Below are 14,916 nucleotides of genomic sequence, written 5' to 3' on the forward strand. Positions count from 1 at the left end.
CTGATGAGCTCTCTCGACGCGCTGCGCGATGCCCTCCCCGCGCTGGGTGAGGGCATCGTGGTGACGCTGGAACTGACCGTCGGCGGCGCGCTGCTCGCGTTCGTGCTGGCACTGGCACTGGGCACCACCGCGCGGGTGCGCAATCGCGCCGCGCGCGGCGGTGCCCGGGTGCTGATCGAGTTCTTCCGCGGCACCTCGCTGCTGGTGCAGATCTTCTGGTTGTTCTATGTGCTGCCGCTGCTGGGCTTCAAGCTGGACCCGGTGTTCTGCGGCATCCTGGCGCTGGGCCTGAACTACGGCGCCTATGGCGCCGAGGTGGTGCGCGGGGCGCTCGACGCGGTGCCGCGCGCCCAGTTCGAGGCGGCGGTCGCGCTGAATTTCGGTCCGTGGCAGCGGATGCGGCGGGTGCTGTTCCCGCAGGCGTGGGCGCTGATGCTGCCCTCGCTGACCAATCTGCTGGTGCACCTGCTCAAGGCCACCGCGCTGGCCTCCTACATCACCCTGCACGACCTCACCTACGAGATCGGCCAGTTGCGCCGGACCACCGGCGAGACGCTGTTCTCCTTCGGTGTCGGGCTGGTGATCTATTTCGTGCTCGCCTACGCGCTCACCCTGGGCATGAATCTGCTCGAGACCAGGGCCAAGACCAAGCTCGGCCGCGGGACCTCGATCAAAGAAGTGCTGCGACTGGCACCCGACGAGACGAAGGCGGCGCCGTGACCGCGCAATGGAGCTGGGAGCGGGCCCGCGAGGCGCTGCCCGTGCTGTGGGACGGATTCCGGATCACCCTGCTGGCCACCGTGCTCGGTTTCGCGCTGGCCGCGGTGCTGGGTCTGGTGATCGCGATGATCCGGCGGTCGCTGCCGCGCGCGATCGCGGCGCCGGTGCACGCGGTGAGCGAGTTCGTCCGGCTCACACCGCTGGTGGTGCAGCTGCTGTTCGCCTACACGCTGTTCACGCAGTTCTCGGCGTTGCAGATCGGGGTGGTGGTGCTGGGCATCCACTATTCGAGTTATCTGGCCGAGGTGTACCGGGCCGGGATCGAGGCGGTGCCGCCGGGGCAGTGGGAGGCGGCCAGGGCGCTGTCGCTGCCGCCGCTGCGCACCTGGCGCGCGGTGGTGCTGCCGCAGGCGATCCGGGCGAGCCTGCCCGCGCTGGGCACCAACGCGGTCTCGATGTTCAAGGACACGCCGTTCCTGTTCGCCATCTCGGTGGTCGAACTGGTCACCGCCGCACAGCAATTCGGTGCCCGCAACTTCGCCTACCTGGAGGCGATCACGCTGGCCGGCGTGTTCTTCCTGGTCGCCAGCTACCCGACCTCCGTGCTGATCAGAAGACTGGAGAAGCGACTTGCCTACTACTGACGAGATGATCCGATTCGATCAGGTGGTCAAACGCTTCGGCGGCCTCACGGTGCTCGACCACCTCGATTTCAGCGTCCGGCGCGGCGAGAAGGTGACGTTGATCGGGCCCTCGGGCTCGGGCAAGACCACCATCCTGCGTCTGCTCATGACGCTGGAGAAGATCACCGACGGCGTGATCTGGGTCGACGGCGCCCCACTCACCCACACCGAGCGGCGCGGAAAGCTGGTGCCCGCCACCGAGAAACAACTGCGCGTGGCACGCACCAAGATCGGCATGGTGTTCCAGCAGTTCAACCTGTTCCCGAACATGACGGTGCTCGAGAACATCACCGAGGCGCCGATCCATGTGCTGGGCACGCCGAAAGCCGAGGCCCGCGCACGGGCCGAGCACCTGCTCGAGGTGGTCGGCCTGGCCGACAAGGCGCACGAGCACCCCACCCGGCTCTCGGGCGGGCAGCAGCAGCGGGTGGCGATCGCGCGCTGCTGTGCGATGGACCCGAAGGTCATGCTGCTCGACGAGGTGACCTCGGCGCTGGACCCGGAACTGGTCGGCGATGTGCTCGACGTGCTGCGCACCATCGCCGAGACCACCGACATCACCATGCTCATCGTCACCCACGAGATGCGCTTCGCCCGGGAGGTCTCCGACCGGGTGCTGATGTTCGACGGCGGGCGCATCGTCGAACAGGGCCCGCCCGAGCAGATCTTCGGCTCCCCCACCAACGAGCGCACCCGCAAGTTCCTCGACGCGGTGCGCTGACCCGCGCCCCGGCGGCGCGCGGCAGCGCATTACCGTTGACCCTCGTGCTGGTGCTGCTGCCTCCCTCCGAAACCAAATCCGACGGCGGATCGGGCGCGCCGCTGGACCTGGACGATCTGGCGATGCCGCAGCTCGGCGCGGTCCGCGACAAGCTGATCACCGAGGTCGTCCAGCTCGCCGCCGACCCGGCCGCGGCCGCGAAGGTGCTCGGTCTTGGCAAGGGCGCCGACGCGGAGATCGCACGCAATGCCGCCCTGCGCGTCTCCCCCACCCGGCCCGCGCTGGAGCGCTACACCGGCGTGCTCTACGACGCGCTGGACGCGCGGTCGTTCACCAAGGCGCAGCGGGCCAAGGCGTACGCGCGGCTCGGTATCGGCTCGGCGCTGTTCGGCGCGGTGCGCGCGAGCGATCCGATCCCGGCCTATCGGCTCTCCGGCGGGTCCAAACTGCCCGGCCTGCCGACGCTGTCGGCGGTGTGGCGTGAGGTCCTGCCCGACGCGCTCTACGCCGAGGCCGCGGGCGAGCTCGTCGTCGATCTGCGCTCGGGCACCTATCAGCAGCTCGGCCGGGTGCCCGGCGCCGTCACGGCCAATGTGCTCACCGAACACCCCGACGGCTCACGCACCGTGGTGAGCCACTTCAACAAGCACCACAAGGGGCTGCTGGCCCGCGCCCTGGTGCTGACCCGGGCCGAGCCCACCGATGTCCGCGGGGTGGCGCGGGTGGCGGACAAGGCCGGGTTGCGTACCGAGATCGCCTCGCCCACCGAACTTCTCATCCTCACCTAGGCGTGTAGCCGGCCAGCAGCCCGGCGACGATGGCGGGCAGCCCGGCGCGGTGGGTGTCGCGGGTGCCCAGTTCGGTCCAGCGATCGGCGACGGCCGCGATGTGCGGATACCTGCCAGTCGCCAGTTCGGCGACGGCCGCGTCGTCGTAGACCGGGGCGGCGCGTTCGCGACGCCGGGCGCTGTTCACCTGGATGATCAGGCTGCCGACGATGTAGCTCCAGATGGCCCGGTAGACGGCCACGCCCTGCTCCGGCGTGCAGCCTGCGTCGACGGCGGCGCCGATCATCTCGTCGACGAACCACAGTGCGGCCGGGGCGAACAGGTCGCCGGTGGTGAGCACCTCGACGATCCAGGCCCGCTCGGCGAGCAGCTCGTAGAGCAGCAGCGCGACCGCGGTGAGGCGCTCGCTCGGGTCGGCGGGCAGTTCCGGCCGGGAGATCTGCTCGGCGTGTTTCTCCAGGACGAGCAGCAGTAGCTGATCCTTGTCGCGCACATGGTGATACAGCGCCATCGGCGCGCTGTCGAGCTCGCTCGCGAGCCTGCGCATGGACAACTTCTCCGGACCTTCGGCCGCCAGGATGCGGTCGGCCGCGGCGATGATCGCCGCCACCGTCAGGCGCGGCGGCCTGCCGCCTTTCGCGCGGGGTTGCTGTGCGGGCATCCGGTCATCCTTCCCTTTCCGATCCGGAGAACTCGAGCTACGGTTATCGTACGCGTACGAAAACGGTCGCGTTCGACGCAGGGAGAGCGATGGAAACCCTCGACACACCGATCTCGGCAGCCGCACCGGCATCGGCCGGGCTGCTGCGACCACACCTGGCCGGGTTCACGGCGGTGGTGCTGTTGCAGGTCCTCGGCGCGGTCGCCGGGCTGGCCCCGCTGCTCGCGGTGGTCGAACTGGGCCGGGTCCTGTTGTCGCCCGGCCCGATCGACCACGGACACCTCTGGCTGGTCGTCGCGGTGGGCGCGGCCGGGCTGCTGGTCCGGTTGCTGGGCACCGCGGCGTCCTCGGGGATCGGGCACCTGCTCGACACCCGCGTGCAGCTGACCTTCCGGCGGCGCCTGGCCCAGCGGCTGGGCACAGTGCCGATCGGCTGGTTCGCCCGGCGGCGCACCGGCGAGCTGGCGAAGGTGGTCGGCGACGACGTCGCCGCGGTGCACCCGTTCATCGCCCACGCCCCCGGCGAGCTGGTCGCGGCGTTCGTGGTGCCGCTGGTCTCGCTGATCTACCTGCTCGGTATCGACTGGCGGCTCACGCTGATCACCCTGATCCCGGTGGCGCTGGCCATCGCGTTCGTCCCGCTCATGATGACCCCCGCGCGGCTGCGCGAACAGGCCGAATTCGACACCTCGATGGGCCGGATCGCCGACGCGGTGGTGGAGTTCGTCGAGGGCATCGCGGTGGTCAAGGCCTTCGGCGGCACCGGGCGCGCCCACCACCGGTTCCGCACCTCGGTGGACCGCTTCGTGCTGAGCTTCGCGCGCATGGTGCGCGGCCTGGCCGGACCCGCGGCCGCCATGCAGGTGGCGCTGTCGCCGCCGTTCGTGCTGCTGGTGGTCCTGGCGGGCGGTGCCGTCCTGATCACCGGCGGCTCGCTGGCCCCGGCGGATCTGCTGCCGTTCCTGCTGCTCGGACTCGGCCTGACCGCCCCGGCGGCGGCGCTGGGCCACGGCTTCGACGATCTCCAGGCCGCGCGCCGCGCGGTCGCACGAATCCAGCAGGTGCTCGCCGTGGCACCGCTGCCCGAACCCGCGCTGCCGCGCGCCCCCCACGGTCACCGGGCCTCGATCGCGGACAACATCGCGCTGGCCGCGCCCCGGGCGGGCCGGGACGAGGTGGTCCGGGCGGCACGGCTGGCCAACATCCACGACCGGATCATGGAACTGCCCCGGGGCTACGAGACGGTGCTCGGCGCGGGCACCGGACTGTCCGGCGGTGAGGCACAGCGCATCTCGCTGGCCCGGGCCCTGCTCGCCGACCGGCCGGTGCTGGTCCTGGACGAGGCCACCTCCTTCGCCGACCCGCAGACCGAACTCGGTGTGCGCCGGACGCTGGCCGCGCTGACCGGGCGGACCGTGCTGGTCATCGCGCATCGCCTCGAGACCATCGCCGACGCCGACACCGTGGCCGTCCTCGACGACGGCGTGATCGTCGAGCGCGGCCGGCCCGCCGACCTGCTGACGGCCGGCGGCCGGTTCGCCGCCGTCTGGCAAGCCCACCGCGCGGCGATCGCCGACGGTTCCGCCGACGACCCGCGAGGAGTCGATCTCCGATGATCCGGATGCTGTTGCGCGTGCTCGGTCCCGAGTACGCCCCACCCGTACGCCGCACGGTGGCCCTGATGACGATCACCGCCGTCGTCGAGGGCCTGTCCTACGCCCTGCTGGTGCCGATCCTCGCCGCCCTGTTCGGCCCCACGCCCGCCGAGGTCCGGCCCTGGCTGATCGCCTTCGGCGCCGCGGTCGCGGTCTACGCGGTGCTGCGCTACCTCAGCGATCGCGCCGGATTCCGGGTCGGCACCACGCTGCTGACCGGGATGTATCACCGGCTGGGCGAGCACCTGGGCCGGCTGCCGCTGGGCTGGTACAGCACCAGCCGGATCGGCGAGGTCTCGGTGTCGGCCAGCCGCGGAGTGCTGGACGCGATGGGTGTGCTCGCGCACCTTCTGGCACCGTTCATCGGCGCCGCGGTCACCCCGGCCACGATCGTGCTGGTACTGCTCGCCTACGACTGGCGCCTGGGCCTGGCCGCGCTGCTCGCCGCGCCGCTGGTGGCGCTGATCTTCGTGCGGGCGGGCGCGGCGACCGCGGCCACCGATCGCGAACGGGCCGAACGCGATCACGAGGCCACCGCGCGCGTCATCGAATACCTGCGGGCCCAGCCGGTCCTGCGGGCGGCCGGGCGCACCGGCGAGCGCTTCGATGTCCTCGACGACGCCCTGCGTGACATCGGCCGCGCGGCCCGGCGCTCCACCGTGGCGGCGCTGCCGGGCGTGGTGGGTCTGGCGCTGGCCGTGCAGGCGGCCTTCACCGTGCTGCTGGCACTGGGCACCTACCTCGCGCTCGGCGGTGCGATCTCCCCCGCGGAGGTGCTGGCCGTGCTCGTGCTGGCCGCCCGCTGCGCCGACCCGCTGCTCGCGCTGGCGGACATGGGCGGCAAGTTGCGGGCCGCGCGCGGTGAGCTGACCCGGCTGGACGCGGTGCTGCGCACCGAACCGCTCCCCGAACCCGCCACACCGATCCGGCCGACCGGCCACGATCTGCGCTTCGAGGACGTCACCTTCCGGCACGGCGACCGCACCGTCGTCGACGAGTTGTCGCTGTCGATACCCGCCGGGCAGCGGGTCGCCGTCGTCGGGCCCTCCGGCGCGGGCAAGAGCACCCTGCTGCAACTGCTCGCGCGCTTCCACGACGTGGACGCCGGCGCGGTCCGCGTGGGCGGGGTGGACGTGCGCTCGATCGGCACCGAGGACCTGATGGCCCGCATCGCACTGGTCTTCCAGGACGTCTACCTGTTCGACGGCACCATCGAGGACAACGTGCGCCTCGGCCGTCCCGACGCGAGCGAGACCGAGGTGCGGGCCGCGGCGAGCGCCGCGCGCCTGGACGAGGTGATCGAGCGGCTGCCCGGCGGCTGGTCGGCGCAGGTCGGCGAGGGCGGCGCGCTGCTGTCCGGCGGTGAGCGCCAGCGCGTCTCGATCGCCCGTGCCCTGCTGAAGAACGCGCCCATCGTGCTGCTCGACGAGGTGACCTCGGCGCTGGACCCGGTCAACGAGGCCGCCGTCCAGCACGGCATCGAGCAGCTCGCCGCGGGCCGCACGGTGGTGGCGGTGGCGCATCGGTTGCGCACCGCGCAGCGGGCCGACCACGTCGTGTTCCTCGACGGCGGCCGCATCGCCGAACAGGGCGGCCACGAGCAGTTGCTGGCCCGCGGCGGGCGCTACACGGAGTTCTGGAACATCGCCATGACTCCGGCCCGCTAGGCGCCCGCGCGCACCGGTGAGACCAGTTGCAGCAGGTTGCCGCAGGTGTCGTCGCAGACGGCGGTGACGACGGGTCCGCTGACCGTGGGGGCCTGGGTGAAGACCACCCCGCGCTCCTGCAGGCGGCGGTACTCGTTCTCGACGTCGTCGACCGCGAACGACATCACCGGGATGCCGTCGGCGCTCAGCGCGCTCTTGTAGGCCCTGGCCGCCGGATGCTGGTCGGGTTCGAGCAGCAGCTGGGTGCCCTCGACATCGGCGGGTGAGACCAGCGTCAGCCAGTCGAACTCGCCCAGCGGCACCCGGTCCTTGACCTGGAAGCCGAGCACGTCGACGTAGAAGCCGAGGGCCCTGTCCTGGTCGTCGACGAACACGCTGGTCACACCGATGCGGATCATGTGTCCTCCTGGGATGGGTCTCGCGGGTGAGGTGCAGACTGGCACACACCTCCGACAGAGTCTGCCCGCCTGCGCGCGGAGATCGCCGGGTGACGCCCCGCGTGTCGGCCCGGCGGCCCGCGAATATCGGGATGCGGACCCGTCCGCGCATCGGCTAGAGTTGCCGACGCGGCCGAGGGGGACAAGTTCACGAGCCGCCCGGAAACCATTCGTGCACAACGGCGTCGGGCCGTGCGCTGCACCGGGGAGGTGTGACATGACGAAGTTGAACCAGATCATCGCGGTCGAGAAGGGCGTCAAGACCGGCGCGGCCCGCGAGCTCGCGGACAAGCAGTCGCTGCTGGGCAAGCCCACGCTGCTGGCCGGGCTGGCGCGGACGTATCAGCCCAAGGACGAGGAGGGCGAGCAGCTGCCGCCGGAGTCCACCCGCGTTCAGGTGAAGTCCGAGCAGGTGCTGCGCGACACCGCGGCCACCCTCACCCGCCTGTTCGACGTGACCGCCACCAAGGACTGGGCCAACTGCGAGGCCAAGGCGGACGTGACCGTCGACGGCACGACGCTGCTGTCCGCGGTGCCGGTGTCGTATCTGCTGTTCCTGGACAAGCAGCTCACCGACCTGCTCGCCTTCGTCGCCCGCCTGCCGGTGCTCGACGCGGCCGAGAGCTGGTCGTTCGACGACTCCTCCGACACCTGGCGCACCGACGCCGTGCGCACCATCCGGACCAGGAAGGTGCCGCGCAACCACGTCAAGGCCGAGGCCACCGACAAGCACCCCGCGCAGGTGGAGGTGTACTACGAGGACATCGCGGTCGGCTACTGGACCACGGTCAAGTTCTCCGGCGCGCTGCCCGCCCGCCGGGTCAACGAGCTGTCGGCCCGCATCGACAAGCTGCGCCGCGCGGTGCAGTTCGCCCGCGAGGAGGCCAACGGCGCCGAGATCGCCGACCGCCGGGTCGGCGAGGTCGTCTTCGACTACCTGTTCGGCTGACCCCACAGACTCCCCTGCTGAGCACAGGGGAATGCGCGCGAGCGCAACACGCTCAGACTGAAGTTCAGCCTGAATCACACGGTGACAGTGCGGGTTCGAGTCCCGCCCCCGGCACAGGCCGGGGTAGCCCAAATGGCAGAGGCAGCCGTGCCGAATCTCAGACTCTCGCTCCAGTACGAGTATCCGCCATCCATCACCGCCCGGCGAGGAGAGGACGCCCGACGACGAACTGCCGGTTCGACTCCGGCCCTTGCAGCCAGTGCGAGGTGGTCCAATGGAACGACGCGTCGTGACAGACTGATCCGCTCCCGCACGCGCGGTGTGCGCACCGGATGGCAACCAGGGACCCGGGGTCTGGCTACGGCCCCGGGTTCCCCCATATATTCCCTTGGCAGCACGGGGGCAGCCCGATAACGTCGGGTGACATGGTGTCCTGGGGTCAGCTGATGTCTTTCGCAGGTCTGGCGTTCCTGATCGTGCTCGCTCCGGGACCCAGTGTCCTGTTCACCATCAGCCGGGCGCTCACCACCGGGCGCCGTTCGGCGCTGCTGACGGTGGTCGCCAACTCGGGCGGGGTGTACGCGCAGGTCGTCGCCGTGGCCTTCGGGCTGGGCGCGCTGGTGGTGGCCTCCGCGACGGCCTTCACCGTGATCAAGCTCGTCGGCGCGGGCTATCTGGTCTATCTCGGCGTCCAGGCGATCCGGCATCGCGGCAGCCTGTGGGAGTCGTTCCAGGCCGGGACGCCGCCGACTACCCGGGGAACCGTGGCGGTGCTGCGGGACGGGTTCGTCGTCGGGTTCGCCAATCCGAAGACCATCGTGTTCCTGGCGGCGCTGCTGCCCCAGTTCGTCGACCCGGCGCGCGGGGGCGTGCCACAGCAGATGCTCGTGCTCGGGCTGTGCATCCCCGCCTTCGGCCTGATCCTCGACACGCTGTGGGCGCTGGCGGCCGGATCGGCGCGGACGTGGTTCGCGCGGTCGCCGCGCAGACTCGCCGCGGTCGGTGGGTCGGGCGGGCTGGTCATGATCGGTCTGGGTGCCTCGCTGGCCCTGACCGGACGCAAGGATTGACCCGGGCGTCTCAGCCGGTGACGGCGGTGAGATCGGTGAGCTCGGCCGAGAGATTCGCGCGCGCCTGCTGTTCGTAACGGTCGAAGGCCGGGTCGGTACGGAACAGGCGGGGCTGGCGGATCAGGTTACGCAGCACCGCGGCCCGGCCCGCCCGGAACAGGTCGTCGGGGACGTGGGCGTATTCGGCACGCACCGCGACGGCGTAGGCGGTGTAGTCCTCGCGGGTACCGCCGAGCACGGCCAGGTCGGCGTCGCAGAGCACCGCGCCGTTGGTGTCGCCCGCCTCCGGATCGTGACCGCGGGTGAGCACGACCAGCCGCACCACCTCGTCCACCAGTTCCGGTGCCGCGCCGAGCGATTCGAGGACATCACGGCCCAGATCGGCGCTGCGTTCCTCGTTGTCGGCCCGGTCGACGGCGTAGATCGCGTCGTGGAAGAACGCCGCGTACCGCACGGCGTCGGGATCGGCTGCGGCAGCGGCCAGCTCGTCGACGGCGGTGAGCACGGCGCTCAGGTGCGCACGGGTGTGATATCGCCGGTGCGGCTCGGCGTAGCGGGCGATGATCCCGGCCCCGACAGCCGCGGCGTCGGGGCCGGCCAGCGAGGTCCAGCGGTCCAGCAGATCCAGCGACGGCAACGACATAGGCTCCAGTGTCGGGGCCGATCCCGGCGGCGGCAACCCCCTTTTCCCGGTGTCCCCATGCGACCGCGCCCACGGGCCGGCGCGAAACGCGTTGCCGCGGAGCCGGACCCGCAGGTCGCCGGACCGGCGGGTACCGGGCGGAATGCCGCGGCTTCGTCATGTGTTCTCCACAGACGTGACCGATACCGCAGTGCTCTCCGACGAACTGAAGGCCTACCTCGACGACGAACGCGTGTACGCCACCGTTGCGACCGTGGGCGCCAACGGGCATCCGCACCTCACCGTGGTCTGGATCAAACGCGAGGGCGAGGACCTGCTGTTCTCGACCACCGTCGCCCGCCAGCAGGCCAAGAACCTCGCGCGCGACCCCCGCGTCACCGTGATGGTGAACCCGCCGGACCGCCCGTTCCTCTACGCCGAGATCCGCGGCACCGCGACCACCACGCCCGACCCGGAGCGGGCACTGCCGGACGAGATGTCGCTGAAGTACACCGGCAAGCCCTACCGCGAATTCAATCCGGCCGCCGAGCACGACGCCGAGCGGGTCATCGTGCGGATCAGCCCGCACAAGGTCGCCGGACGGCTCTGAACCGGGGTCAGGCCCGCTGCGCCTCGTCCTGGGCGTGCTGGGCCTGTACCAGCTGCTGCGGGGTGAAGCGCAGGGTCAGCGCGACGAGCGCGGCCAGCACCGCCAGCCCGGAGCAGACCAGCAGCACCAGGGTGTAGCCGCTGTTGAGGGCTTCGATCTGGGCCGGGGTCATGTCGGCGGCCTTGCCGTCGGTCCCGCCCAGCGACAGGGTGCGCGAGGCCGCGATCGGGCTGAGCAGACCGATCGCGATGGGCGTCGCCAGGTTCATGAACATCTGGCCGACCGCGGAGAGCGGGCCGATGTTCGCGGGCGGTACCCCCACCAGTACGCACAGCGGCGCGAGCACCATGGCCACGCCCACGCCGAAGCCGATCACCAGCAGCAGCGGCAGCAGCGTTGTCAGGTACTGCACCTCGCGGTCGAGGGTCGACCCGAACAGCAGGCCCGCCGCGAGCACCGTGGCCGCACCGGCCAGCAGCCAGCGCGGCGCGATCAGCAGCGCCGCCTTGGACGCCACCGCGCCACCGGCGCCGATGCCGATGGTGAACGGGATCGAGGCGACACCGGCCTGCAACGGGCTGTAGCCGAGCACGTTCTGCAGCAGCTGGGCCACGAAGAACGTCATCGCGCCCAGCACCGCGCCCGCGAGGAAGATCAGCACGAAGGTGGCGACACGGTCGCGGGTGTCGAACAGCGACCACGGCAGCAGCGGATCGGACTGGCGGCGCTCGACCAGCACGAAGACGATCAGCAGCGCGAATCCGCCGATCAGCGAGCCGAGGATCACCGGGCTGTCCCAGCCCATGGCCGGGCCCTCGGTCGCGCCGAAGACGATGGTGGCGCAGGCCAGCGTGCCCAGCACGGCGCCCTTGATGTCCAGGGGTGTGCGGTGGTGGGCGGTGTCCGAGAGCTTGTAGACCGCGCCGAGCACGATGAGCGCGCCGATCGGCACATTGATCAGGAAGATCCAGCGCCAGGAGAACTCGGTGAGCGCGCCGCCGACGACCAGGCCGCCGACCGAGCCGATACCCACCATCGAGCCGACGATCGCGATGGCCTGGTTGCGCGCGGGTCCGGGCGCGAAGGTCGTCGCGACGAGGGCGAACGCGGTCGGCGCCGCGACGGCGGCCCCGGCGCCCTGCACGGCGCGCGCGATCAACAGCATGGCCTCGCCGGTGGCCAGGCCACACGCCAGGGAGGCGGCGGTGAACAGCCCGACGCCGTAGATCAGCATGCGTTTGCGGCCGAACGCGTCACCGAGGCGGCCGCCGAGCAGCATCAGGCCCGCGAAGGTCAGGCCGTAGGAGGTCACCGTCCACGCGCTGCCCGAACTGGACAGCCCCATCTCCTCCTGCAGCCGCGGCAGCGCGAAGATCACGACGGTGCCGTCGAGCACGACCATGAGCTGCAGGCCGCTCAGTACGAGGATGGCGAGGCCGAAGGCCCGCTTCGTCACCGGATACTGCATCGTCGCAGCGGGTTTATCGAGCACAGCGAGGCAGTGTAGTTGGCGCCGCGGCAACGCGAGGGTGCGCGGCCCGCGAAGCTAGTCGAGGCCGAAGCCCGCCGTCGGGCCGATGACGATGATCGCGGGCGGCCTGATCTCCTCGGTCTTGACCGCCGCGGCCACCGTGCCCAGGTCCGCGCGCACCACGCGCTGGGTGCGCAGGGTGCCCTCCTGGATGATCGCGGCGGGGGTCTCGGCCGGGCGGCCACCGTCGAGCAGGGCGGCGGCGAACTTGTCGATCCGCTCGACCGCCATCATCAGCACCAGGGTGCCGCGCAGCTTGGCCAGCGCGGGCCAGTCGACCAGCGAGTCCGGGTGGTCGGGGGCGACGTGTCCGCTGACGACGACGAACTCGTGGGTGACCCCGCGATGGGTCACCGGGATGCCCGCCGCACCGGGCACCGAGATCGGGCTGGTGATGCCGGGGACGACCGTCACCGGGATACCGGCCTCGGCGCAGGCTTCCAGTTCCTCGTAGCCGCGGCCGAAGACATACGGGTCGCCGCCCTTGAGCCGCACGACGAACTTGCCCGCCTTCGCGCCGTCGATGAGCGCCTGGTTGATCGCCTCCTGGGCCATGGACCGGCCGTAGGGGATCTTGGCGGCGTCGATGACCTCGACGTGCGGGCCGAGTTCGGCCAGCAGTTCCGGCGGTGCGAGCCGGTCGGCGACCACCAGGTCGGCGCGGGCCAGCAGCCTGCGGCCGCGCACGGTGATCAGGTCGGGATCGCCGGGTCCGCCGCCGACCAGGGCGACACCCGGGGTCACCGGCTCCGAATCGTCGGTCACCACACCCGATTGCAGCGCCTCGAGCAGGCCGTTGCGCACCGCGGCCGAGCGCCGGTGCGCGCCACCGGCGAGCACGCCGAGGGTGAGTCCGTCGTAGCGGGCGGTGGCCGGGGTGACGGCGGTACCGTCGCGCGCGATGTCGGCGCGCACGCAGAACACGCGCTTGGCGGTGGCCTCGGCGACGACCGCGGCATTGGTCTGCGGCTCGTCGGTGCACGCCATCGCGTACCAGGCGCCGTCCAGATCGCCGTCGGCGTACGCGCGCAGTTCCACCGTGAGCTGGCCCGCCGTGGCCATCCCCTCGACCGCCGGGGTGACCGCGCGACTGATCACGTGGACGTCCGCGCCGGAGGCGACCAGCAGGCCGAGCCTGCGCTGGGCGACGGTCCCGCCGCCGACCACGACCACTCTGCGCCCGCGCAGATCGAGCCCCACCAGGTAGTTCGGGTCCCCGGCGGGCTGGGTCGCTGCGGTGTCAGACGTGTTCGGCACAGTGTCCGAGCCTAGAGCCTGGCGCGCACGGCACCGAACGCACCCGCCGCATCACCGGTGACGAAGCGACCCGGCGCCGCGTCGGGTCTTCAGCCGCCGACGTAGGGCGCGTTCTGCACCCAGCGGAATCCGGTGGCACGCAGGGGCATGCTCTCGTGGTCGAAACGGGTCAGCGCGGCCGTGCCGGGAGCGCCGTCGAGTTCGCCGCGCAACAGCAGCTGATCGGGAGCGGGGCGGTCCCAGGTGTACACCGCGTACGGCTGCCCGGTGGGCAGGGTCACCGTGAGGGTGTGCGCCGCCGGGTCGACGACGGTGAGCACCGGCACGATGCCGCCGTCCATGTGCTGCACGGCCGAGCCCGCGGTGTCCACGATGAGGCGCTGCCAGCGCACCGGGTCGGTGGTCAGCGGCGGCAGGGTCCGGCCGTCGGTGGTGAACTCGGTGACCTCCCAGATGCCGTACAGCTCGGGTTTCGGTGCGCCACCACCGTATTCGTTCCAGCTCTGCACACCGACGTGCACCAGACCGGCGACGATCCACAGGCACATCGCGAGCTGTGCCACCGTGGCCCAGCGGTTCGCCCGCGGCGAGGTGAACAGCGGAGGCTGGGTCATCGGCTCCGAAGCACGTTCCAGCACCAGCACATTCGCCAGCCTGCGCGCCTGCGGGGCTAGCAGCACCAGGCCCATCAGCAGCAGATGCCCCGACAGCATCTTCACCGGCACGTCGAAGGTCATGTTCAGCAGGAACACCTGGGCCATGCTGATCACCGCGAGCATGGCACCGGCCGTCGCGGTGCGCGACCAGAACAGCAGCACCCCGGCGAGCACCTCGGCGGCGCCGAGCGCGATCTCGTAGGCGGGCGAGGAGCCGACCTGCGTCCACAGCATCGCCATCGGGCTCAGGTCACCGACGCGGGAGACCAGCGCGAGCAGGCCGGGTTCGGGCATCTGGGTCGGGATCAGTTTAGCGAAGCCGTAGAACAGCATCTGCCCGCCGACCGCCAGCCGCAGCCCCGTCAGCGCCCAGCTCGCCAGGCGCGGATAGGCGCGCCTGCGCCGGTCCAGGACCGACCACACCAGCGTGATCACCAGCGCGGCGATCAGGACCAGGCCCAGCTGGATCCAGATCGCGGCCATGTCACCACTGCCGGTCAGCATCACTTCGGCGTCCACCCCGAAGACGTGCTCACCGAGCCAGTGGCTCACCGGGTCCAGCGCCCGGATCTGCCACACCACGGCTTCCTCCGGCAGCAGGGTGGCCGCCCAGCCGGCGAAGACGAAGGTGATCTGCGCCATCCACAGACAGAACAGGCCCAGATAGGCCACAGTGAAACGGAACGCGACCAGCGTGACCGGATGCCAGGTGGGCGCCGGTGCCGGCGGGTCCGTCAGGTCGTCGTGCGTGTGCTGCGCGGTCGCCGTGGTCAACCGGAACCTCCCCGTCGAGATCGATTGTTACCCAAGCTAATCGGCGGCGTCGCGGGGCGCCTCAGGGGAAACCCCCATCTTCACCCTGTCAACCCTGAATCCCACTCACCGACGC

At 71.2% G+C, this 14,916-nt stretch carries 15 protein-coding genes; 9 read left to right on the forward strand and 6 right to left on the reverse strand.

The genetic code is table 11. The annotated features are described in order from the left end of the window. From ehuC to yaaA, 4 genes are read left to right on the forward strand one after another with little or no spacing between them, the layout of a single operon-like run. Window positions 1–720, forward strand: coding sequence for an ectoine/hydroxyectoine ABC transporter permease subunit EhuC (ehuC, locus tag ACFC06_RS08675; RefSeq protein ID WP_375935318.1), 720 nt, complete (start codon window positions 1–3; stop codon window positions 718–720). Further along, window positions 717–1,364: an ectoine/hydroxyectoine ABC transporter permease subunit EhuD gene (ehuD, locus tag ACFC06_RS08680; protein WP_375929174.1), complete on the forward strand. Its 648-nt coding sequence runs from the start codon at window positions 717–719 to the stop codon at window positions 1,362–1,364. The genes ehuC and ehuD overlap by 4 nt, the downstream gene beginning before the upstream one ends. Before the next feature lie 4 nt (window positions 1,365–1,368). Continuing rightward, on the forward strand, window positions 1,369–2,124 hold the full coding sequence (gene ehuA, locus ACFC06_RS08685; protein WP_375929175.1) for an ectoine/hydroxyectoine ABC transporter ATP-binding protein EhuA: 756 nt from the start codon (window positions 1,369–1,371) through the stop codon (window positions 2,122–2,124). Window positions 2,125–2,168: 44 nt separating this feature from the next. Then, window positions 2,169–2,912, forward strand: a complete 744-nt coding sequence (gene yaaA / locus ACFC06_RS08690) for a peroxide stress protein YaaA (protein WP_375929176.1) — start codon at window positions 2,169–2,171, stop codon at window positions 2,910–2,912. On the opposite strand, the gene ACFC06_RS08695 is transcribed toward yaaA, so the two are convergent. Further along, window positions 2,905–3,573, reverse strand: coding sequence for a TetR/AcrR family transcriptional regulator (locus tag ACFC06_RS08695; protein ID WP_375929177.1), 669 nt, complete (start codon window positions 3,571–3,573; stop codon window positions 2,905–2,907). The two genes, yaaA and ACFC06_RS08695, sit on opposite strands and share 8 nt — an antisense overlap. 89 nt (window positions 3,574–3,662) lie before the next feature. Between ACFC06_RS08695 and ACFC06_RS08700 the strand changes: the two genes are divergently transcribed. Both ACFC06_RS08700 and ACFC06_RS08705 read left to right on the forward strand, forming a co-directional pair. Then, window positions 3,663–5,189: an ABC transporter ATP-binding protein gene (locus ACFC06_RS08700; RefSeq protein ID WP_375929178.1), complete on the forward strand. Its 1,527-nt coding sequence runs from the start codon at window positions 3,663–3,665 to the stop codon at window positions 5,187–5,189. After that, window positions 5,186–6,895, forward strand: coding sequence for an ABC transporter ATP-binding protein (locus ACFC06_RS08705; protein WP_375929179.1), 1,710 nt, complete (start codon window positions 5,186–5,188; stop codon window positions 6,893–6,895). The genes ACFC06_RS08700 and ACFC06_RS08705 overlap by 4 nt, the downstream gene beginning before the upstream one ends. Here ACFC06_RS08705 and ACFC06_RS08710 read toward each other — a convergent pair. Then, entirely contained in the window at window positions 6,892–7,290 is a 399-nt protein-coding gene (locus tag ACFC06_RS08710; protein WP_375935321.1) for a VOC family protein, read from the reverse strand. The two genes, ACFC06_RS08705 and ACFC06_RS08710, sit on opposite strands and share 4 nt — an antisense overlap. Window positions 7,291–7,549: 259 nt before the next feature. Here ACFC06_RS08710 and ACFC06_RS08715 point away from each other — a divergent pair, with 259 nt between their 5' ends. Both ACFC06_RS08715 and ACFC06_RS08720 read left to right on the forward strand, forming a co-directional pair. Next, window positions 7,550–8,281 (forward strand): hypothetical protein, encoded by a 732-nt coding sequence (locus tag ACFC06_RS08715; RefSeq protein ID WP_375929180.1) that lies wholly within the window; start codon window positions 7,550–7,552, stop codon window positions 8,279–8,281. Between the two features lie 425 nt (window positions 8,282–8,706). Beyond that, window positions 8,707–9,351, forward strand: coding sequence for a LysE family translocator (locus tag ACFC06_RS08720; protein ID WP_375929181.1), 645 nt, complete (start codon window positions 8,707–8,709; stop codon window positions 9,349–9,351). 10 nt (window positions 9,352–9,361) lie between these two features. Here the strand turns inward: ACFC06_RS08720 and ACFC06_RS08725 are convergent, their stop codons facing one another. Then, window positions 9,362–9,994, reverse strand: coding sequence for a metal-dependent phosphohydrolase (locus ACFC06_RS08725; protein WP_375929182.1), 633 nt, complete (start codon window positions 9,992–9,994; stop codon window positions 9,362–9,364). Between the two features lie 175 nt (window positions 9,995–10,169). Here ACFC06_RS08725 and ACFC06_RS08730 point away from each other — a divergent pair, with 175 nt between their 5' ends. Continuing rightward, entirely contained in the window at window positions 10,170–10,583 is a 414-nt protein-coding gene (locus ACFC06_RS08730; protein ID WP_375929183.1) for a PPOX class F420-dependent oxidoreductase, read from the forward strand. Window positions 10,584–10,590: 7 nt separating this feature from the next. Here ACFC06_RS08730 and ACFC06_RS08735 read toward each other — a convergent pair whose 3' ends face one another. From ACFC06_RS08735 to ACFC06_RS08745, 3 genes are all read right to left on the reverse strand, one after another. After that, the gene (locus ACFC06_RS08735) at window positions 10,591–12,051 is read right to left on the reverse strand and encodes an MFS transporter (RefSeq protein ID WP_375935324.1); all 1,461 of its coding nucleotides are present in this window, start codon (window positions 12,049–12,051) and stop codon (window positions 10,591–10,593) included. A gap of 78 nt (window positions 12,052–12,129) precedes the next feature. Beyond that, window positions 12,130–13,371, reverse strand: a complete 1,242-nt coding sequence (gene cobA / locus ACFC06_RS08740) for a uroporphyrinogen-III C-methyltransferase (protein ID WP_375929184.1) — start codon at window positions 13,369–13,371, stop codon at window positions 12,130–12,132. Between the two features lie 89 nt (window positions 13,372–13,460). Further along, window positions 13,461–14,801, reverse strand: a complete 1,341-nt coding sequence (locus ACFC06_RS08745) for a DoxX family protein (protein WP_375929185.1) — start codon at window positions 14,799–14,801, stop codon at window positions 13,461–13,463. Between the last annotated feature and the right edge of the window lie 115 nt (window positions 14,802–14,916).

The sequence above is a fragment of the Nocardia sp. NPDC056064 genome (genome assembly GCF_042266925.1).
In the GTDB taxonomy this organism is placed as follows: Bacteria; Actinomycetota; Actinomycetes; order Mycobacteriales; family Mycobacteriaceae; genus Nocardia.

Bases quoted from the DNA above. Each gene is read 5' to 3' on its own strand.
- ehuA (WP_375929175.1), top strand. From the start codon at position 1,369: ATGATCCGATTCGATCAGGTGGTCAAACGCTTCGGCGGCCTCACGGTG.
- ACFC06_RS08695 (WP_375929177.1), bottom strand. From the start codon at position 3,573: ATGCCCGCACAGCAACCCCGCGCGAAAGGCGGCAGGCCGCCGCGCCTG.
- ACFC06_RS08700 (WP_375929178.1), top strand. From the start codon at position 3,663: ATGGAAACCCTCGACACACCGATCTCGGCAGCCGCACCGGCATCGGCC.
- ACFC06_RS08705 (WP_375929179.1), top strand. From the start codon at position 5,186: ATGATCCGGATGCTGTTGCGCGTGCTCGGTCCCGAGTACGCCCCACCC.
- ACFC06_RS08715 (WP_375929180.1), top strand. From the start codon at position 7,550: ATGACGAAGTTGAACCAGATCATCGCGGTCGAGAAGGGCGTCAAGACC.
- ACFC06_RS08720 (WP_375929181.1), top strand. From the start codon at position 8,707: ATGGTGTCCTGGGGTCAGCTGATGTCTTTCGCAGGTCTGGCGTTCCTG.
- ACFC06_RS08725 (WP_375929182.1), bottom strand. From the start codon at position 9,994: ATGTCGTTGCCGTCGCTGGATCTGCTGGACCGCTGGACCTCGCTGGCC.
- ACFC06_RS08735 (WP_375935324.1), bottom strand. From the start codon at position 12,051: ATGCAGTATCCGGTGACGAAGCGGGCCTTCGGCCTCGCCATCCTCGTA.